Here is a 21,898-nt window from a genome sequence, read left to right as displayed (position 1 = left end):
ATTGAATGATATATTTTAATAGGCGAAAGGCGTAATATATTAAAATGCTAATTCGCTTCATAATAAATTTGTTAATTAAATAGAATCACTATGAGACATCAAAGCATGAAACTAAAGTGGATGTGCCTGCTTTTTCTGTCCCTGTTGCTTTCTCCTCCTTTGCTTTGGGGACAAAATCACAGCATCAAAGGGCAAATAGTAGACGCAAAAAGTAATGAGCCTTTGATCGGTGTGAATATCACCGTTGAGGGAACTTCGAATGGAACCATTTCCGATGTGGATGGTCATTTTACATTAACGGCGACTCCCGATGCTGTGCTAAAGATTTCTTATATCGGATATAGGGAGATACTTTTAAAGGTAGCTGACTTGAAAAAGGATGCTATTATCTCTCTGGAAGAGGATAGTAAGCAATTGGAGGAAGTTGTAGTGGTGGGTTATGGAGTGCAGAAGAAAGTCACCAGCGTAGGTTCCATCACGCAAACCGGTGGTAACGAACTGATGAAAGGTGGTAGTGTAAACTCGGTATCCGAAGCGCTGCAAGGAAAGCTTAATGGAGTGGTAGCCATCAATTCGTCGGGCATGCCGGGCGACAATGAGGTTAAAATGTATATTCGTGGGAAAAGTACTTGGGACAATACCGATCCGTTGGTGTTAGTGGATGGCATCGAGCGTAACATGAATGATGTTGACATGAACGAAATCGAAAGTATCTCCGTGTTGAAAGATGCTTCGGCAACAGCTGTTTATGGTGTTCGTGGTGGTAATGGCGTTATCCTTATCACAACCAAGAGAGGTACTGATACGGCTCCGGTCATCAACTTTTCTGCCAATTACACTTTTAAATCACCGACCACAAGCATGAAGCTTGCTGATCACGTTACTGCCATGCAGGCCTATAACATGGCAATGGCCAACGATGCCAGTTGGGACAAGTTGATACCACAATCTACCATTGATGCATGGAGCAGAGCCTATGCAGAAGGCAACTATGGAGCTTACAACGATGTGTTTCCCTATGTTAACTGGTGGGATGAATTGATAACGGGCGGATTTACTCAAAACTATAATATCAACATACGTGGTGGAACCGACTATATGAAATATTTTGCTTCGGCGGGTTATCAGGGTGATGGAGATATTTACGACCTGAAAAAGAATGACGACTTTGATCCGCGGCATACCTACAAACGGTACAATTGGCGGTCGAATTTCGACTTCAACTTCACCAAGTCTACCAAGCTATCCATTAACATAGCCGGTAGCATGGGTTATCGTAACAAGTCGATTGATAACGACAGTCCCTTTAATCGTATTCTGACCGAATCCACCAGCGACCATCCGATTATGTATTCTGATGGCAATTGGGGTGATGATGAAGAAAAGAATCCGGTGGCCAACATGAATCTGGGAGGTGCCAAACTTCGTAAAACGTTTCAGGGGTGGTATGATGCATCTTTGGAGCAGAAACTGGATTTCATCACCAAAGGATTGAAAGTGGCTGCAAAAGTATCTTATTCGTCTTCGTCGACTACCAATACCGATGTTTATCGTGGAGGAGGCTCTGCCGATCAAGCCTTAAAATCCATTGTCCGGTATCACCGAGTCTATGATTATGCCAATCCGGTGGTCAATACCGATGGGACCATCACCTATCCGATGATAGAAGATAAAAGGCTTCCGACTTCCGAATCGGTGCCTCTGCCTCCCGGTGTGACTATGTGGGACGGATTGGATGCCTATACGCGTCGTTTCTATTATGAATTTTCTGTTGCTTATAATCGATCTTTCAACGATCATAATGTAAGTGCGCTTGCTTTGGTCAACCGTAAAATCTATGACGAAAGGTACACGGAGAACAATACCCAATATATGCGTTTCCCTAACTACAATGAAGACTGGGTGGGGCGTGTCACCTACAACTGGAAAGAGCGTTACCTTACGGAAATGAATATCTCGTATACTGGTTCCGAGAAGTTTGCCCGTGGAGAACGGTTTGGTTTGTTCCCTTCGTTCTCCTTGGGATGGCGGCTTTCGGAAGAACCGTTTATCAAGAAAAGTATAGGCAAGGTACTTACAAATGCCAAGTTCCGTTATTCGTGGGGTAAGGTAGGCTCCGATGCAGGTGCCAAGAGGTGGAACTATATACAGCAGTTTACTTCGGACGGCAACATCACGTTGGGTACAGATGCTTCCGGTCAGATTTGGGGGCCTTTGTATCATGAAGGAGATGTAGCCAACCTCAATTCCACGTGGGAGAAATCAACGAAACAAAATCTGGGTATTGAGATTGGATTGTGGAACAAGCTTGACATCACGCTCGATCTTTTTGACGAAAAACGTAAAGACATTCTGATGGAGCCTCAAACTACTTCTTTCATTACGGGAGCCAAGTTCAATGCATTAAACATTGGTTCCACCAAGAACCATGGATTTGAGTTAGAACTGCATTACAACGATAAAATAGGTTCCGATTTCCGTTATCATGTAGGTTTCACATTGGCCTCGAGCGAGAATAGGGTAGTATTTCGCGATGACCCTGTCAACGGTCCCAACCATTTGAAAGAGGCGGGAAAACCTATCGGGCATCAAAACCGCTACTTGGCGGTGGGTAATTATGAAACTATCGATGATGTATTTAATAATGCGCAGACCGGTTCCATCAATTCGGTAGCTCCCGGTCAGGTGGTGCCTGGCGACTTTATCTACATTGACTTCGATTCCAATGGAATTCTCAATGGTCAGGACAAAGTGGCAGTAGACGAGCTCAACTATCCGTTACACACGTATGGCTTGAATCTGGGCTTTGATTGGAAAGGGTTGAGTTTCAGTGCTATGTTTTATGCGCCTACCGGTGTTTATAAATTGGTAAATTCTGTTTATTCCGCTTCGTTTAAATCCGGGAAAATTAATGCGCAGCCTGATGTGATGAATGCGTGGACACCAGAAACAGCCAATACTAGCGGTGTGAGAGCACCCGCTTTGCACCTGACAAATGACGGTGCTTTTAATGGAACCGAAAGTACTTACCGCTATCAAAACTTCTCGTACTTGAGACTGAAAACCATGGAATTAGGATACAATCTGCCCAAGAAGTGGTTGAAAACGGTAGGGTTGAAGAGTTTGCAAGTTTACGTCACCGGAAACAATTTACTCACTTGGTGGGGCGGCGACGACCGTATTGACCCCGAGGGCGAACAAGCCAAATATCCTATCTTACGTTCGTTTACTTCGGGCGTGCGAGTTTCATTTTAATCTATTAAAACGATGAATTCAATGAAGAAAACATATAAATACGCAGTGGTTGGACTACTCTTCCTGTTTTTGGCAGGTTGCGAAGACTTTCTGGATAAACGCGAAGACTCCGGTGGGCTGACGGAAGAGGCTGTATATAGCAGTTATGAGTCCATCCGTGGATTTTTGGATCAAGTATATCCTAAATTGGAAGCCTATAACACATTTGAAGGTGCAGATGATGGAAAGAATCAACGCACGTATGTAGGTGTGATGGCGGATGAAATGTCTGCGACATACAATAAAACCGTTTTTGCCAAGTTTTTCTCCGGGGCATGGTTGACTACCGATAAGGCGGCCAATGTGACAGAGATCGGAAATGGCAGCAATACTCCCATTGGTAAGGCACTTCCTTCCATACGCATAGTGAATCGGGTCATTGCTAATATTGATAAAGTACCATTGACGGGAGAGCAACGTAATGAAATTCTGGGACAGGCTTATTTTTATCGTGCTTGGTTCTATTTCAACGTCATCAAACGCTATGGAGGTATGCCGATTCTGGATAAAGTATTTGCTGGTGGTGACGACGATATTCCCCGTGTCACCTATCATGAAAGTAGTGCATGGATGATAGGCGATATAGACCAAGCCATTTCCATGCTACCTGACACTTGGCCCGATAACCAGTATGGCCGTCCTACTAAATTAGCAGCTCTGGCATTCAAAGAGATGGCTTTGCTTTATGACGCCAGTCCATTGATGCAGAACGACCTGAACTCTGTTCAAATAAAAAGCTATGATCAGGAACGTGCAAAGGCTGCTGCAAAGGCTGCATGGGCAGCTATCACCTATATGAAGCAGAATGAAGCGAAAACAGGTGTACGACTGGCAACTGCCGATGAGTATATGAACCTGTTTTGGTTTCCCGATACGGAACTCAAGCGTGTAGAGACTATCTGGTGGCGACGCAGAATACCCAGTGATAGCGATCGTTCCAAGACCGCACGTGCTTTCTGGCTTTATGCTGATATGACGGGAGGAACCGGCTCGGAATCATTCGCTATTTCTTGTCCTACACTGAATGCGGTAAATATGTACGAGCGCAAAGGAGCGGATGGTATTTATTATCCGATTAATGATACCCGGTCGGGTTACAAATTCGACCCGGAACATGCTTTCATTGATCGTGATCCTCGTTTCTACAACAACATTCTTATTCCTGGTGATACTTGGGGAACCTATGCAAGTGGCAAGCCCTATTACATTCGTTTGTGGAGAGGTTGCACAGCCTACAATAACTATGGAAGTTCGAAACATACCAACGGACGACAATTATCAGGATTTATGTGCCGGAAGTTTTTATGGCCGGAAGCAAACTATCGCCATGATCAAACGTTAGGAACAACCAAACCGTTCCTGCAAAAGATTGCTCAAACCGTCTTTATCCGTGCTACGCAACTTTACCTTGATTTTGCCGAAGCCTCTTTTGAAGCTACCGGAAGTGCGACCGCTAAAGTAGAAGACTGTGGAATGACGGCAGAAGAAGCCCTTAATACTATTCGCAATCGTATCGGTGTGACGGATATTCCTTCCGACATCGTGTCTGATCCCGAAAAGTTCCGCGAAGCCTATCGTCGGGAACGGGGAGTAGAACTGATGTTCGAGAACCACCGTTGGTGGGATGTTCGTCGTTGGATGATCATGCACACACTGTTTAACGAACCTTATCCGATAAAGGGAGTTTACTTCGATCCTGTAGGCAGTTATGAAGATTCAGCTGACGGAAAGTCTGGTACACGTCCGGCAAGTTTTACTTATACGGTGTTTGATATGGAGAAGGAAATTCGCGGATTCTCGAATATGCGCAACTATTGGTATCCGTTGCCGCAACACGATGTGGATGCACTTCACAATTTGCAGCAGAATCCCGGTTGGTAATAACACTTTAATATTTTGATATTTATGAGAAATAGTTATAATAGATTCTTAAAAGGATTGTTCGCAGCCATCTTCTTTCTGGGGATAACATCTGTTGCGAATGCCCAAAAAGAACAGCCGGATTCGGTAAGTGCCGTGAGCCGGGTCAATATGGATCACCTGAAGAAGTATCCTACCTTGCAACTGTCGAATGCGTTGCAAGGACAGGCTGCCGGACTGATAGCGATCCCTAATGTGGGAGGTATCGGTTATGATAACTCTACTTTCTATGTGCGAGGTCTGCACAACAATGGAACGAGCGAAGCTATCGTGATTATTGATGGTATCAAACGTCCGATTGACGACATCCTGCCCGAAGAAATCGAATCTATACAGATTTTAAAGGATGCCACTGCTAAAATTATGTATGGAGAGCAGGCTACGAATGGAGTGATACTCGTTCGTACTAAACGGGGAAAAGCCAACGAACGCGTGATTCGTGTAGGATTGGAATACGGCATACAACCGGTTACCCGTATGCCGGAATTTCTTGATTCCTACAACTATGCTACGCTGTTCAATGAAGCTTGTGTAAACGATGGTATACAGCCTTTTTATTCGGCAACTGATCTTGAAGGTTATAAGAATTCGAAGGGGGTGAATGATTTGCGTTATCCTAATGTCGATTATTACAAAGAATTTCTACGTGACGCAAGTACATTCCGCAAGGCTACGATCGAATTGAACGGAGGTACAGAGAAAGCGACTTATGCCGTGACAGTAGGCTATACCGGCAGTTCAGGTTTGGAAAAAGTCAGTGATCGTTCGAATTTGAATCGTATCAACGCGCGAGGTAATTTGGATTTGCGCATTACCGACTTTCTGACTGCTTCGGCTGATGTAGCAGGACGGATTGAGAAGAAAGATTGGGGGGCTGTGGATGGAGCCACGCTGTTTAGTGAAATCTCTACCCTTCGTCCCAACGAATATCCTTTCATGATTGCTCCGGAAGATATTAATGGTCGCGATGGAGTCACCACCGACGAATCGTCTTTGATATTCGGAACCAGTGTCCGCAAGACCAACAACCTGTATATGGATATGGCTTATGGAGGTAACACTTCGGAACGTTATGTGAATAGTCAGACCAATTTAGGATTGAAGTTTGACCTGAAATCATTGACTGAAGGTCTGACGGCAAATGCTTATATGACATTTGATAATTATAGTTACTTGCGTCAACAGTTACGTAATGCTTATCCTACTTATTCTATCGAACGCTACCTTGATGACGAAGGGGAGGAAGTGCTTCGATTCACGGAGCGTAAGAAGTTGAATTTGCCAAAAAAGCAATCTATCTCATCCAACGATACATATCGTAACTTTGGATGGCGTGCTAACGTAAACTATGAGCATTCATTCGATTTGCACGATGTATTGGCAGAAGCCGCTTTCCGTTATACTACTGAAGAGAAAACCGGTAATACACAAGATGTGAAAAATGGTACTTTTACCTTTCGTGGTAATTACGCTTACAATAAGCGTTATTTTGTGGAAGGCGTTCTTTCAGCTATGGGGTCGAACCGCTTTAGCGGCAGTAACCGCTACTTCTTTGCTTATGCCATTGGGGGGGCATGGATGATTTCTAAGGAAGACTTCATGAAAGATGTAAAGGCTGTTAACTCGTTAAAGTTGAAGATTAATTACGGACATTTGGGATATGCCGGCAATACGGGGCATTTCCTTTATCGTACCAACTGGAAGAATGGTGATAAATTCGAACACAAACCTAGTACCGGAGGTCCAACTACCGATTTGGTGCGTTATGGCAATCCGGACTTGAAATGGGAATATTCCAACGAATTGAATATAGGCGTAGAGGGAACCTTCTTCAACAACCGCCTCTCGGCTGACGTGAACTATTTCCGTGAAATGCGTAAGAATATCATAGGAAAGAACACCGTTAAATATGCTGCTGTAGTGGGAGACTTTATTCCTGCCGAAAACATCGGTGAAGTAATGAACCAAGGCATAGATGCGCAAGTAAGGTGGCAAGATAAAATAGGTGAGATTCATTACAATGTGGGGGTGAACCTTACTTTTACCAAAAACAAATTGCGTAAGAGCGATGAATTAGATAACATCGAAGACTATCGTAAGAGCGTGGGACGTTCCACCAGTACAATTTTTGGTTTGCAGGCAGAAGGATTGTTTGGTAAAGACGTGCAGTTGGCTGGGCATCCGTTGCAAAGCTATGGTGCCTATCAGGCCGGTGATATCGCTTATGCCGATTTGAATGGTGACAATATGATTAATGATAATGACGTAACCGATTTGGGACAAAGTTTCCCCACTACCACGATGGGTATTGATCTTTCGTTGAATTACAAAGGTTTTGGCCTTTACATACTGGGTACAGCTACGACAGGCGTCACGAATATACTTTCCAGTTCGTACTATTGGAACAACGGACTGGATGGATATTCCGTATTGGCGCTCGACCGTTATCATCCGGTAAACAATCCTACCGGGACCCAGCCCAGACTGACTACCACCTCCGGAGCAAACAACTCCCGCAATTCCTCTTTCTGGTCGGAAAACGGGTCGTTCTTCCGTCTGAAGAATGTGGAGTTGAGCTATACGCTTGCCAATAAAACGGGCAAGTTTATAGGAAAAGATTTCAAATTCTTTGTGAGGGGAACCGATTTGTTTGTACTTTCGGGCATCAAAGACTTAGATCCCGAACGTATGTTGTCCGGCTTGACCAACTATCCGACTTACCGAACCATTACGGGCGGAATATCCATTAACTTCTAAATGAAAGAAATGATGAAAAGATTTAGATACATAATAGTCCTTGCATGGGTTACAGGCATCGTAAGTGCCTGCACCGATCTCGATACCAAGATGAACAATCAATGGTCGGTGGATGATACATGGACCAACGCTGAAAAGGCACAAGGTGTGCTACTCTCGGTTTATCAGGATGTTTTGACCGTCCCTGATGCATGGGATGGCAACTTTCTGGATGCGGCAACAGACAATGCCATGACACGTGTTTACGATTCCAGTGTTTATCGTGCCGGACAGGGCGGCTTTAGCCGCACGAACAATCCCTTGGGAAATTGGAGTGCTTGTTATGATCAACTGCAACGTATTCATACTTTCCTCGACAATGGACTTACGGATGAAATACGCTATAGCATTTCTAGCGACGAAATTGATCAGGCTTACAAAAAACGTTTGCGTGGAGAAGCTATTTTTCTTAGAGCATGGTGCAGTTTCAATCTGTTGAGAATGTATGGTGGAAAGACCGATAACGGACAAGTGTTGGGCTATCCTATCGTAACACATTATATTACTCCGGAAGAAGCGGCGCATCCGGAAAGTTTTTCGCGCGATAGTTATGAAGATTGCGTTAAGCAAATTTGTTACGATTGTGACGAAGCAATGGCGTTACTTCCGTTGACTTATTCCGGAGGGGATGCTATATTGGGCGACCAAGCATTTGGTCGTGCTTCGGGATTATCTGCCGCAGCACTGAAAGTACGAACACTGCTCTATGCGGCCAGCCCTGCTTATCAGCCAGATAACATAGTACGATTGAACGGCATGGGCGATTATACGGTGGTGGACGAAACGGCTTACCAAGCCAAATGGGAACGTGTGGCTAATTATGCCGATGAAGTGTTGGCGATGAGTGGAATGAAAAACTATTCGGCATTAGTTCCGAAAGATCTGTACGATGGAGGGGATGCCCAATCGGCCGAATTCCTTTTTCGCACATTTGTGGGACGTAATCATGGTTTGGAGCAACGGCATTATCCGCCTTTCTATTTTGGGAATGCGCAGACTACGCCTTCGCAGAATTTGGCTGATGCTTTCCCGGCAAAAAATGGATTTCCCATAACCGATTCGCGGTCGTTGTATGACGAAACCGATCCTTATGATTGCCAGCGTGACAACCGCTTCGATGTGAATCTTTACTATCAGGGACGTCAATTTGGAGCCAACAGTTCGTATATCGACGTTACTCCAGGTGGAAAAGATTCCGGTTACATGAACGTAAATGCTACACGTACAGGTTATTACCTGGCAAAGTTTATGAATACGGTTGCCGACTTTTTGAAACCTCTTGAAGAACAGGATTCCCGTCACTATAATCCGATGTTGCGCAAAGCAGAGGTATGGTTCAATTTCGCCGAAGCATCCAATGAAGCTTTCGGACCGAAAGTTGTGGGACCCGGATGCACCAAGTCTGCCTACGACGTGATAAAAACTATTCGGGAGAAGTCAGGTGGAATTACCGATGTGACTTATTTGGACGAGATGGCTGCCTCGAAAGAAACATTCCGTACATTGATACAAAATGAACGTCGAATTGAATTTGCGTTTGAAAATCAACGCTTTTGGGACTTGCGGCGTTGGTTGTTACCTCTCAATGAACCTATTTATGGAATGCAGGTTACTCGTGACGGTTCAGGCGATGAGGCATTCAAGGTGGTGAAGGTAGAAGATCGCCCATTAAACGATGTTCGCTATTATTACATGCCATTACCCTATTTAGAGGTACAGAAAAATCCGAATCTTATCAATAATAAAGGATGGTGATTGTGTTTAACTATAATAAGAAGAAAGTATGAAATCTGCAAAACTTTTACTGTCCGCACTCCTGCTGTTAGTTGGGATTACGGCGTGTTATGACGACTATACCCACGATTACGAAGGAGCTGATATGGGCTTTGCTGTAGCAAAGCCGCTGCGAACTGTGATTAGCGACCGTGATATGAACATTTATGTCGGAGTGGCTATTGGTGGGAAACGTGAAATAGACATGAATGATTGGGCGAAATTTACCATTGACCCCTCCTTGCTTGAAGGAACGGGGAAAACGTTGCTTCCCGCCAACTATTATACACTGGCGGATCCGGAATATTTCCGGGTGCGTAAATCGAACTCTCCGGTAGCCGATGTAGGGATCACTTTTACCAATCTTTTCTATGAGGATTCGCGTTGTTTGACGGATTACTATGCACTTCCTTTTCGAATGACAGAGAATTCAATGAATGCTATACGCGAAGGAGCAGAGACTTGTGTTGCCGTTATTAAATACATCAGTACTTATGCCGGTACTTATTACCGCATGGGAAACGTAACCGAAGTTGATGCTGGAGGAAATCCTGTCGGCGAACCAGTAAGTTATGGTAATACTAAAGATATTATCAAATGTGCTACTGCCACTTTTAAAACAATGGAACCGCGTGTAGTGGTGTGCCCGGGCGTAGGTGATAAGTTGGAGACAGTTGGTAGTTTGACGTTGACGATGGATGCCAATAATAATGTTACAGTGGAAGAAGTGAGCGGTAAAGCTGCAATCACTAATGCATCGGGTACTTATAAGATTGAGGGCGACTACGATTATGTAGCGAAAGTAGGTACGCGTGCACCGCAATTCGATCTGGAATATACGTATGAGAACGGTGGCAAATATTATCATGTGGTGGAGAAATTGGTGTTGCGTCAAGATCCGCTTTATGATTTGCGTGTAGAGACTTGGTAATTATAAAAAAGGAGTAAAAATGAGAAAGATATATCTGAAGGGAGTGGCTTGATTTGAAGCTGCGCTCAGACAAAATAAAGTTTTAATACGATAAAATAGAAACTCATGAATCACTGTTTTCGTTGTTTTAGCATAGTTCTGTTCTTCTTTTTGAGCTGTATGAGCTATCTTTTTGGTCAGGAACAGACGTTATCCACTGTAGATACGGGGTATGAACTTTGGATGAATTATAGACCTCTTCCCGAATCTGGCTTAAAACAATCTGCCATTCGGTATGGTAGTCACATTAGTCTGCCCGGAAGCCGATACGATGAAGTCATAAGAGAAGAACTGGAGCGTGCTTTGAAGGCGTTACTGACAGTTACACCAATATTTGTTCAGGATAATGCGGTGGGAATTCAAATGAGTTTCTGTAAAGATAAAGGGCTGGGAGAGGAAGGATATATCATCCGCAGTGGTAAAAAGAGGATAACACTTCAAGCCTATTCCGATGCAGGATTTCTTTATGGTACGTTCCACTTGATTCGATTGATACAATGTGGATATCCGCTTGAACAGTTAAATATCAAAGAAATTCCTGCATTGGAATTCCGTATGATCAATCATTGGGTAGGTCTGGGTGGAACGGTAGAACGCGGCTATGCTGGAAAAGGATTGTGGGCATGGGACGATTTGCCAAAGAAAATCGAACCTCGATATACCGACTACGCCCGTGCGGAAGCATCCATCGGCATCAACGCCGTGATTCTGAATAATGTTAATGCCGATCCGCGCATCTTAGGACATGACTATTTAGAGAAGGTTGCTGCGTTAGCTGATATCTTCCGCAAGTATCACATCAAGGTGTATCTTGCACCCAACTTTGCTGCTCCCGTAAAACCTTCTACGACCAAAGACGTGGGGAAACAATGGGGAGGTGTCGGAATTGGACATCTGGATACAGCCGATCCTCTCAATCCCGAAGTGCAAAAGTGGTGGATGGATAAGGTCAACGAAATTTACAGTCTGATACCTGACTTTGGAGGTTTCCTTGTAAAAGCCAACTCTGAAGGCATGGCAGGTCCGCAAGATTATCATCGTAGCCATGTGGATGGCGCCAATATGTTAGCCCGTGCACTCAAACCTCATGGAGGCATTGTGCTTTGGCGCACCTTTGTCTACAATCCGGAGATTGATAAAGATAGAATGAAACGTTCTTATAAGGAGTTTCAGCCTTTGGACGGACAGTTCGACGAAAACGTAGTGTTGCAAACCAAAAACGGAACGCTTGACTTTCAGCCTAGCGAACCGGCTCAACCGTTGTTCGGAGCCATGCGCCATACTCCTTTGTTCCCTGAACTCCAGATTACGCAAGAGTACTTGGGGCGTTCTGTTAGCTTGGTGTATCTGTTGCCCATGTGGAGGAAAACTTTCCTCGATTTCGATACATATTGTAACGGAAAGGGAAGTACTGTGTCGAATATTATCGCCGGAAAGACATTCCCGTCGCGTATGCTTGGCATGGCAGGAGTAGGCAATATCGGTCGTTCGCGCAATTGGACTGCTCATCACTTTGCCCAAGCCAACTGGTATGCTTTCGGGCGTCTGGCATGGAATCCGGAAGAATCGACCGAAAGTATTACATCCGATTGGATAAAGTCTACATGGAATTGTGACGAAGCAACGCTGGAAGTCATCCGGCAAATGATGATGCCCACATGGGAGAGCTTTGTTTGTGCTCATGCCCCTTACAGTTTGGGATTTACTGTGAAGCGGGAAGACCATTATACGGCGGGGTTCGAACAGCGTGCAAACAAAGAGTGGCATGTGAGCAAAGAGTCTATCGGCACTGATCGTACCACAAAAGGAACGAACTATGTGTCTCAATATTTTAAATACAACAAGGATATATTCAACAGTTTGTCACAGTGTCCCGAACTTTACTTGCTTTGTTTCCACAACGTGCCGTGGTCGCATAAAATGAAATCCGGGAAGTCATTACGTGAAGAGTTCAAATCTAATTTGAAACGAGGCATTGAGCAGGTTGATGTGAACATCGGGCTATGGAAATCTATCCGGAATAAGATTGACCCGGTTAGATATGAAGAAGTATTGGAGAGCCTATATAAAGAGCAAAGAGATACAAAGGTCTTTTACCAGGCGGCTTTGAATTTCTTTAGTCAATATTGGTAATTGCTCTGTGTATAACTATTGATCGTGGTCAATAGGCTCATCGTGTGTTTGTAACTGGACTATTTGTCATTTTTTGTCCTTTATTGAACAGCTATTTTCGTAGTTTGTCAAATGAATTGTCGAACTTTGGGCGTGAACGATTAAAGAATTTATTATATGAATACAAAAGTTTTAGTTTCAATCTCTGCGATTTCCAGTATGGTTAATGTTATTCCAATGCTGGCACAAACACCCAAACCCAATGTTGTTATCATCATGACCGACCAACAGCGAGCTGATTTGTGTGGTCGCGAAGGTTTTCCGATGGCTGTCACTCCTTTTGCCGATTCGCTGGCATTGAGTAATGTCTGGTTTGATAAGGCGTATACGGTAGCTCCTGCTAGTATGCCTGCGCGTTGTTCCATGTTTACAGGACGTTATCCGACTGCTACGCATGTCCGTACGAACCACAACACTCCCGATATGTATTATAAGAAAGATATGCTCGAAGTGTTTAAAGAACAAGGATATAAGACGGCATTAGTGGGAAAGAACCATGCGCATGTGAAAGGGAAAGATTTTGATTATTGTGAGGAATATTTTCATTGGGGAAAGAATCAGCGTGACACGCAGGAAGATAAGGACTTTGCATTTTTTCTGAATAATAAAGCGAGAGGTCAATATTTGGAAGCCACCCCTTTCCCGGCAGAAGCGCAGAATCCGGTGAAAATGGTTACCAAAGCTTTGGCTTGGGCGGAGCAGCAAAAAGATTCCGCATTCTTTATGTGGGTTTCAATGCCTGAACCGCATAATCCATATCAGATATCAGAGCCTTATTTCTCAATGTTTTCTCCGGAAAAGATACCGGCAACTTTGACTAGCCGGAACGATTTATCTAAAAAAGGAAATAAGTATGAGATTTTGGCGGAATTGGAAGATACAGCCTGCCCGAATCTGGCAAAAGATCTTCCTCGTTTGCGTGGAAATTATTTAGGAATGCTTCGTCTGATTGATGACCAGACCAAACGTCTGATTGAAGGATTCAAAGCAGCCGGGCTTTATGAAAATACTATTTTTGTAATCCTGTCAGACCATGGGGATTATTGTGGGGAGTATGGCTTGATTCGTAAAGGTGCAGGAGTGCCCGAATGTTTGACCCGTATTCCGATGATTTGGGCAGGATATAACATTCATCCGCAAAAATCTCCTATGGATGCACATGTTTCTATTGCTGATGTATTTCCTACTATTTGTACAGCAATCGGTGCAGATATACCTCTTGGAGTGCAAGGACGCAGTTTATGGCCGATGTTGACGGGTAAATCGTACCCCAAGAAAGAATTTTCGAGTGTAATTGTACAACAGGGATTCGGTGGTGAAGATTTCACCCGGGATGAACCGTTGACATTTGCTAAAGAGGGGGCTTTGCAACCCAATAAAATAGCTCACTTTGACGAACTGAATACCTGGACACAAAGCGGAACTGAACGTATGGTTCGCAAAGATGACTGGAAACTAGTACTCGACAATTATGGTCGTGGTGAACTGTATAACTTGAAAGCCGATCCTTCCGAGATTAATAATCTTTATAATAAAAAGAAATATGCCTCCAAACAAATGGAATTGCTGGAAGAATTGATGACTTGGGAACTGCGTGTACAAGACCCATTGCCGGTGCCAAGAAATCGTTACCATTTTAAGCGGAATCCATATAACTATCATTTTGAAGATAAAAAGAAATAGAACTGAATAACTAGAACTACTGTATCAATGAGAATCTTTTCGCTATTAATATTATTGGTAGTGGCATCTGCCCTGCAATCACAAGTGGTTGTGAATGAGAATGTAAAACATAGTAAATATGCTTTCCCATTAGTCGCATCGAAAATAAAGGCGACCGTGTGTTATGATGCCAATGATTACCCGGTTGTAAAGAAGGTTGCCGAACTGTTTGTGTCTGATATTGAAAATGTCACAGGACAGAGATTAAAATTGGCAGATGAATGGAAGAAAGGAAGAACAGTGGTTATTGTCGGTACTATTGAAAAGAATCAGGCAATTCGTCAGTTAGCCTCCAATGGGAAAATAGATATATCTCCTTTGGAAGGAGCATGGGAACGTTATCTGATCCAGACAGTTAATCATCCTTTTCCAGGAGTAGATAAAGCGCTGATTGTAGCCGGAAGTGACAGGCGAGGAGCTTCTTACGGTTTGTTTTCTCTTTCGGAAATGGCAGGTGTGTCTCCTTGGTATTGGTGGGCGGATGTCCCTGTGAAGAAACATAAAACACTTTATGTGGATGCTCCCACCACTGTTTCCAAGACCCCTTCCGTGAAATATAGAGGTGTTTTTCTGAATGATGAAGATTGGGGACTGAAACCTTGGGCCGCTAAGACTTTTGAGAAAGAGCGTGGCAATATAGGTCCCCGTACTTATGCCAAAATATGCGAATTGTTGTTACGGTTGAAAGCCAATCATCTGGCTCCTGCCATGCATCCGGTGTCGACCGCATTTTATAAGATACCTGAAAATAAGTTGGTGGCAGATACTTTTGCTATTGTAATGGGGTCCAGTCATTGCGAACCATTATTGTTAAATACAGCTAGTGAATGGAATTCAAAAACGATGGGGCCTTGGGATTATGGTAAAAATAAGGATAAAATTAATGAAGTTCTAGGAAACCGTGTAAAGGAAAACTGTGCTTATGAGAATGTATATACATTGGCTTTGAGAGGATTGCATGATGCGGCAATGGGAGGAGGTGATGTCCCCATGAAAGAAAAGGTCAAAATGCTGGAGAGTGCGTTGAAAGACCAGCGTAATTTGATTGCAGAACATATTGATCGACCGGTTGAAACAATTCCACAGGCATTTACTCCATACAAGGAGGTGTTGGAAATCTATTCGAATGGATTGGAATTGCCGGATGATGTAACCATTATTTGGCCGGATGATAACTTCGGCTACATGAAGCGCTTAAGTGGCCCGCATGAACAGAAGCGCTCCGGGCGTGCAGGTGTTTACTACCATGTCTCTTATCTGGGAGTTCCCCATAGCTATTTGTGGTACAGTACTACTCCCCCGGCTCTGATGTATGAGGAACTCCGAAAGGCTTATGATACGACGGCAGACCGTATCTGGCTGGCTAATTGCGGTGATTTAAAAGGAGCCGAAATGCAAGTCTCTTTATTCCTTGATATGGCTTATGATATAGATAGCTTTAATGCGAATAATGTGGTTACCTATCCCGCCCGTTGGTTGGCAAAGATGTTTGGGGAACAGTATTATAGCATATTTGAAGATATCACTTCTTCGCATATCAATTTGGCTTTTTCCCGGAAACCGGAATATATGGGTTGGGGATATTGGAATAATTATTGGGGCGGGGGAGAGAAACGTACGGATACGGAGTTCTCTTTTGCCAATTATAATGAAGCAGAAAATCGTCTGAACGAATATAGCCGCATTGGGAAGAAAGCGGAAAATCTTTTGGCATCTTTGGATAAAGACAGTCAGCCGGCTTTTTATCAGTTATTATACTACCCGGTGAAAGGTGCCGAACTGATGAACCACATGACTATAAAAGGACAATATTATCGGCAGTATGTTCGTCAGCAGCGTGCCGCCGCTAATTTGATAAAGGAGAAGGTAAAGAATTACCATGATAGTCTGCAAATCATAACTGAAGGGTATAATTCTTTGTTGAACGGGAAATGGAAATATATGATGTCTTTGAAACAGAATTATGAAGGTTCCAGTTCTTACTTTATGCTCCCGTTGATGGAAGAAAGTTATACACCGGTTGGTGCTCCTAAATTAGCTCTTCAGGCAGAAAGTGAAATTTTGGATAAAGGTGGGTTGAGCTATCATAGTTTGCCTGTTTATAACACTTTTTCTCGTAAAAGCCATTGGATCGATGTGTATAATCAAGGAAGTGGAGATTTGAGTTGGACTGCAAAGCCCTCGGACGATTGGATTATAGTGTCTCAAAAAGCTGGGCAAACTCCGACAGAGGACCGAATCAGGGTATCTGTTGATTGGGAGAAAGTTCCGGTTGGAGAGAGTATTAAAGGTGCTGTGGAGTTTAGTTCTAATGATCAAAAAGAATGTGTATTGGTTTCTGTTTTTAATCCGGCGTCTCCTGTGCGTGATGAGATGCAAGGAGTATATATGGAAGAGAATGGGTATGTCTCTATTCCGGCTGCAGGGTTTCATCGTAAGTTTGAGAGTAATGACATAAAAATGAATATTCTTCCCGGGGTTGGGGTTGAAGGGTGTGCTTTGCAATTAGGGAATCCTATATCTCCCTTACAGATGTATCGTGCTGGTGATGTACGTAGAGTGGAATATGATTTTTATACGTTTAATGCCGGGATTTATGATGTGTATACCTATGTTCTACCTACATTCCCTTTACACGCAGAGCGAGACTATAAATTGCCGGAACATACTAATTCGGACACAAAGTATAGTGTCCGTATAGATGATGGTTCTATTTCTACTCCATCTACTTCTGCTATTGAGTATTCTCAAGTTTGGTATGATAGTGTACTGAAGAATTGTAGAGTGAATAAATCTACTTTGTATGTGAAGAAGCCGGGCAAACACACCCTACAGATACGTTGTGGTGATCCCGGGGTCGTCATTCAGAAAATAGTCATCGACATGGGAGGATTAAAACGTTCATACCTTGGACCTGAAAGTACAAAATGTAATTAGTCTAATTGATTGGAGAACCAGATGGCTTTGCCATGGGTTCTCCGGCTTTATCCGGTATTCCCAGTATAGGCATCCTATCTTTGTCCCACTCTATTTTCTGCAAGCGGGGAGTACGTGAGTCCATTGCACCCGGAGCATCATTCGGTATCTGACGGGCATGATAAAGCATATAACATTCCTTTCCATCCGGTGAAGAGACGAAAGAACTGCCGCCGGGGCCAAAAACTTCATTCTCCGGTTTCTGCTGAAATACGGGTGTCGGATGTTTCTTCCAGGAAGCAGGGTCCAACAGGTTGGCATTGGCGTCTGCTGTTAGCAATCCTACACAATAATAGGGAGTCCAGCTACCGCTGGCGGAATAAAAAATGCATACTTTATCTTTATTCTTCGGCTGGAAGAAATGAGGTGCTTCGTTCACATGGATCGGATAGGCTGTTTTGCTGCCATCGGGATTCACCCATTGACACTCCCATTCATATTCAGGTTTGGAAATCAGAACTCTGTCGGAAGAAAGAGTCCACGGATTTTCCATCGAAGCGATGTAAATACATTGTGTCTCGCTGTCAATTCTTCGTTTTTGCCATCCGCACCAAATCATGTAACGCTGTCCGTTGTGTTCGAAAGTACTCGCATGAATTGCCCAGTTGTTATCTTTGTCGGTCGGTATGCGCCCTTTCATAACAAACTTACCCTCTGTAGGAATATCAGCCTCGTTTTCAATTACATAAATCTGGTGATTATCCATATTACCATCGTCTGCTGCGAAGTAAATATACCATTTGTTGTTGATGCGATGCATTTCGGGGGCCCATAAGTGATGGGAATTGCTTGGATCGGTTGGTATCCATACCGGCTTTCTAAGACTGTCATTCAAATTTGTAATATCACTGGTCTCCCAGAGCATGATTCTGCTTTCAGAGCCTTGCGTATAATAATATTTCCCTTTATAAAAAACAGCCCATGGCTCTGCTCCTCTTTCACGTAGCGGATTTGTATAAGTAGCTCCTGTTATGGCTTCCTTTTCCGGCTCTGTTTTCTTCTTGGGTTGACAGGATGCACAAATAATGACTAAAAGTACGGCTAGTAATAACAATCTGCTTTTCATGGTATTTTTCATTTAATAATGACACTGCAAAGAAAGCACAAAATCCTGATAAATCATCTTTTTTTTGCAGATTGGTTAGTATTTATCCTTAATTGGTTTGTATTTATTGAATTTCTAGTTGTTTTTTCTCATCTTTGTGGCACGAACTTTAAAATTGATATTGTATGAAACTGAAGCACCTTATTCTTCTTAGTGTTATTTGCTGTTCCCAGTCTGTATTTGGACAAAAAGCCAATCAACAACCGAAGACGAGTGGCAATCCTGTATTTCCGGGATGGTATGCCGATCCGGAAGGAATTGTATTTGGGGATGAATACTGGATTTATCCTACGTATTCGGCGCCTTATGACGAACAGACTTTCATGGATGCCTTCTCATCTAAAGACCTGGTGAACTGGACAAAGCACCCGAAAGTGTTATCAAAAGAGAATATTAGTTGGTTTAAACGTGCTTTGTGGGCACCTGCCGTGATTCATGCGAATGATAAATATTATATATTTTTCGGTGCGAATGATATCCAAAGCAATAATGAACTGGGCGGTATTGGTGTAGCTGTGGCCGACAATCCTGCCGGACCATTTAAAGATGCGTTAGGCAAACCTCTGATTGATAAATTTGTAAATGGTGCGCAACCGATCGATCAGTTTGTTTACAAAGACGATGACGGACAGTATTATATGTATTATGGTGGCTGGGGACATTGTAATATGGTGAAACTGGCCCCGGACTTGTTGAGTATCGTGCCGTTTGAAGATGGTACCCTTTATAAGGAAGTAACCCCCGAAAAATATGTAGAGGGACCTTTTATGTTGAAACGTAACGGAAAATACTATTTTATGTGGTCAGAAGGCGGTTGGACCGGACCGGATTATTGTGTTGCTTATGCCATTGCCGACTCACCGTTCGGACCTTTCAAAAGAGAAGCAAAAATATTACAGAGGGATCCCAATATTGGAACAGGGGCCGGCCATCATTCAGTTGTAAAAGGGCCGGGAGAGGATGAATGGTACATCATTTATCATCGCCATCCATTGGGTGAAACGGATGGAAACGCTCGTGTGACCTGCGTTGACCGTATGTACTTTGATAAAGATGGAAAAATAAAACCCATAAAGATGACTTTCGAGGGAGTAGAGGCAAGCCCATTGAAGTAAAATCTGAAAAGTTCAGTCCATCCGTAATTAATATTTTAATAAAGATGGGCTTTTTTTGATTTATTGTTTTATTTTTGTCCTTGTAAATCAAACATACTTATTATAATGAACCCAGATATACACACTCTTTCCGACTCCCTTTTGTGGAAAAGGTTTCTCGAGGGAGATTCGAGTGCGTATACCCAAATCTATAATCGAACGGTGCAAGATCTGTTTCGATTCGGACTATTATATACTTCAGACAAAGAATTAATTAAAGATTGCATACATGATGTGTTTGTGAAAATCCACATGAATCGTGCAAAGTTAGCCCCAACAGATAATATTGCAGCTTATTTGACGGTAGCGTTGAAAAACACTCTTTTTAATGCGCTAAAAAAGACAACAGATTCTCTTTCGTTTGATGAAATAGGTGAGAGAGAAGAGACGGTTGACGAATCCCCCTCCACTCCGGAAACTATATATATTAATAATGAACAGGAAAAACAAGTTCAGGCAACCGTACATACTATGATGTCTGTATTGACGGACAGACAGCGTGAAATTATTTATTATCGATATATCAAAGAGATGAGTATTGATGAAATAAGTAAGGTGACAGACATGAATAATCAATCTGTTTCTAACTCCATTCAACGGGCTTTGGGACGTATCCGGGACTTATTTAAGAGAAAATAAGAGAGAATAATCAGCCTATTTTTCCTGTCAATCAAAAAAAAGTGGAAAAAACTTCGGAAAAGGTGAGTATAAAATGAAAGTACAACTGTTATTCATACGTAAAGACAATGAAAATGATGAACTCTGAACAAAAACATACAGATTTTTCCCTATATACTTTTGAAGAATTCCTTCAGAATGATTTCTTTATTTCTTCCATGAATCATCCTACGGAAGAAACACAGAAGTTCTGGGATGAATTTGAACAGATGAATCCTTCCAATATAGATGAATATATAGCAGCAAAAAGATATTTGGAGGTTTTTTCAAAAGAGAAAGAAGAAGTACTTTCAAACGAGGAAACGGATGATTTATGGACTCGTATACAGGCAACCAATATAAATAAGGAGAAGGCGAAACGTAAGAACTATTTCTTAATAGGATTGAGCTCGGCGGCCAGTGTTGCTATTCTTGTGGGATGTTTCTTCTTATTAAAGAGTTATTCTTCGGTGCTGGATCCGGATATTGCCACTTTTGCAGTGAATACCAAAGCTGATTTGCCTCTGACGGAGGAAACACTGTTGATTTTGGCGGAAGATAACGTAGTGAGCCTGAAAGAAAAAGAAACGGAGATTACGTATGATTCCGTAGAAATCAAAACAAATCAGGAAAGTATACAAAAGGAAAAATCGGCAGCTTACAATCAATTGGTCATTCCGCGTGGAAAGCGATCGGTATTGACGTTTGCCGATGGATCTAAAGTCTGGGTGAATGCCGGCACGAGAGTGATTTATCCGGTAGAGTTTGAAAAAGATAAACGTGAAATCTATGTGGACGGAGAAATCTACATAGAAGTAACCAGAGATGAAAACCGCCCTTTCTATGTGCGGACCAAAGATATGAATGTCAGGGTGCTTGGTACTAAATTTAATGTAACGGCGTATGAGTCGGAAGCAATTAGAAGTGTAGTGCTGGCGCAAGGATGTGTTCAGGTAGAGACAGCCCGGACTCCGAAAGCGATTTTGGCTCCTAATCAGATGTTCAGTTCTGCCGATGGAAAGGAAAATATATCACAAGTAGATGTAGAACAGGCAATATCGTGGATAAATGGACTATATTGTTTCCAAAGTGTCGATTTGGGAATAGTCTTGCAACGCCTGTCTACCTATTATGGTGTGAATGTAGAATTTGACCCAGCGCTAAGTAAAATAAAATGTTCCGGAAAAATCGATTTGAAAGACAGCTTTGAAACAGTTATTAATGGATTAACCTTTGTTGCACCAATTTCTTATGCCTATGATGAACAATATAAAACGTATCGAGTAGTAAAGAAATAGATATAAAAAATAAGATAATAAACTAATCTAACTCCCTTATTTTATGGTAATTATTGAAGAG

At 42.8% G+C, this 21,898-nt stretch carries 12 protein-coding genes; 11 read left to right on the top strand and 1 reads right to left on the bottom strand.

All coding sequences use genetic code 11. The features are described from left to right. Window positions 1-90: 90 nt before the first annotated feature. The 8 genes from KFO40_RS02220 (at window position 91) to KFO40_RS02185 (ending at window position 17,584) form a co-directional block, all read left to right on the top strand. Window positions 91-3,255 (top strand): SusC/RagA family TonB-linked outer membrane protein, encoded by a 3,165-nt coding sequence (locus KFO40_RS02220; protein ID WP_087322864.1) that lies wholly within the window; start codon window positions 91-93, stop codon window positions 3,253-3,255. A 21-nt stretch (window positions 3,256-3,276) separates the two neighbouring features. Next, complete coding sequence (locus KFO40_RS02215; protein WP_211146042.1) at window positions 3,277-5,175, top strand: RagB/SusD family nutrient uptake outer membrane protein; 1,899 nt, start codon at window positions 3,277-3,279, stop codon at window positions 5,173-5,175. A 24-nt stretch (window positions 5,176-5,199) separates the two neighbouring features. After that, on the top strand, window positions 5,200-7,971 hold the full coding sequence (locus KFO40_RS02210) for a SusC/RagA family TonB-linked outer membrane protein (RefSeq protein ID WP_032852725.1): 2,772 nt from the start codon (window positions 5,200-5,202) through the stop codon (window positions 7,969-7,971). 12 nt (window positions 7,972-7,983) lie between these two features. Beyond that, window positions 7,984-9,765, top strand: a complete 1,782-nt coding sequence (locus KFO40_RS02205; RefSeq protein ID WP_008024214.1) for a RagB/SusD family nutrient uptake outer membrane protein — start codon at window positions 7,984-7,986, stop codon at window positions 9,763-9,765. 28 nt (window positions 9,766-9,793) lie between these two features. Next, entirely contained in the window at window positions 9,794-10,714 is a 921-nt protein-coding gene (locus KFO40_RS02200) for a DUF1735 domain-containing protein (RefSeq protein WP_008024216.1), read from the top strand. A 159-nt stretch (window positions 10,715-10,873) separates the two neighbouring features. Next, window positions 10,874-12,886, top strand: a complete 2,013-nt coding sequence (locus KFO40_RS02195; RefSeq protein WP_248005550.1) for an alpha-glucuronidase family glycosyl hydrolase — start codon at window positions 10,874-10,876, stop codon at window positions 12,884-12,886. A 216-nt stretch (window positions 12,887-13,102) separates the two neighbouring features. Beyond that, window positions 13,103-14,608 carry a sulfatase gene (locus KFO40_RS02190; RefSeq protein ID WP_369867976.1) on the top strand — a complete coding sequence of 502 codons (1,506 nt, stop codon included), beginning with the start codon at window positions 13,103-13,105 and terminating at the stop codon, window positions 14,606-14,608. Window positions 14,609-14,635: 27 nt separating this feature from the next. Next, window positions 14,636-17,584, top strand: a complete 2,949-nt coding sequence (locus tag KFO40_RS02185; RefSeq protein WP_211146040.1) for a glycosyl hydrolase 115 family protein — start codon at window positions 14,636-14,638, stop codon at window positions 17,582-17,584. 1 nt (window position 17,585) lies between these two features. Here the strand turns inward: KFO40_RS02185 and KFO40_RS02180 are convergent, their stop codons facing one another. Further along, window positions 17,586-18,689, bottom strand: coding sequence for a family 43 glycosylhydrolase (locus tag KFO40_RS02180; RefSeq protein WP_128858802.1), 1,104 nt, complete (start codon window positions 18,687-18,689; stop codon window positions 17,586-17,588). Between the two features lie 164 nt (window positions 18,690-18,853). Between KFO40_RS02180 and KFO40_RS02175 the strand changes: the two genes are divergently transcribed. From KFO40_RS02175 to KFO40_RS02165, 3 genes are all read left to right on the top strand, one after another. After that, complete coding sequence (locus tag KFO40_RS02175; RefSeq protein WP_118029770.1) at window positions 18,854-19,843, top strand: glycoside hydrolase family 43 protein; 990 nt, start codon at window positions 18,854-18,856, stop codon at window positions 19,841-19,843. A 105-nt stretch (window positions 19,844-19,948) separates the two neighbouring features. Then, entirely contained in the window at window positions 19,949-20,521 is a 573-nt protein-coding gene (locus KFO40_RS02170; RefSeq protein WP_004299529.1) for an RNA polymerase sigma factor, read from the top strand. 113 nt (window positions 20,522-20,634) lie between these two features. Further along, window positions 20,635-21,837, top strand: coding sequence for a FecR family protein (locus KFO40_RS02165; protein WP_211146039.1), 1,203 nt, complete (start codon window positions 20,635-20,637; stop codon window positions 21,835-21,837). Window positions 21,838-21,898: the final 61 nt, after the last annotated feature.

The sequence above is a fragment of the Bacteroides sp. 1001302B_160321_D4 genome (assembly GCF_015667765.1).
Classification (GTDB): domain Bacteria; phylum Bacteroidota; class Bacteroidia; order Bacteroidales; family Bacteroidaceae; genus Bacteroides; species Bacteroides xylanisolvens.
This window is presented reverse-complemented; position numbering and strand designations above follow the sequence as displayed.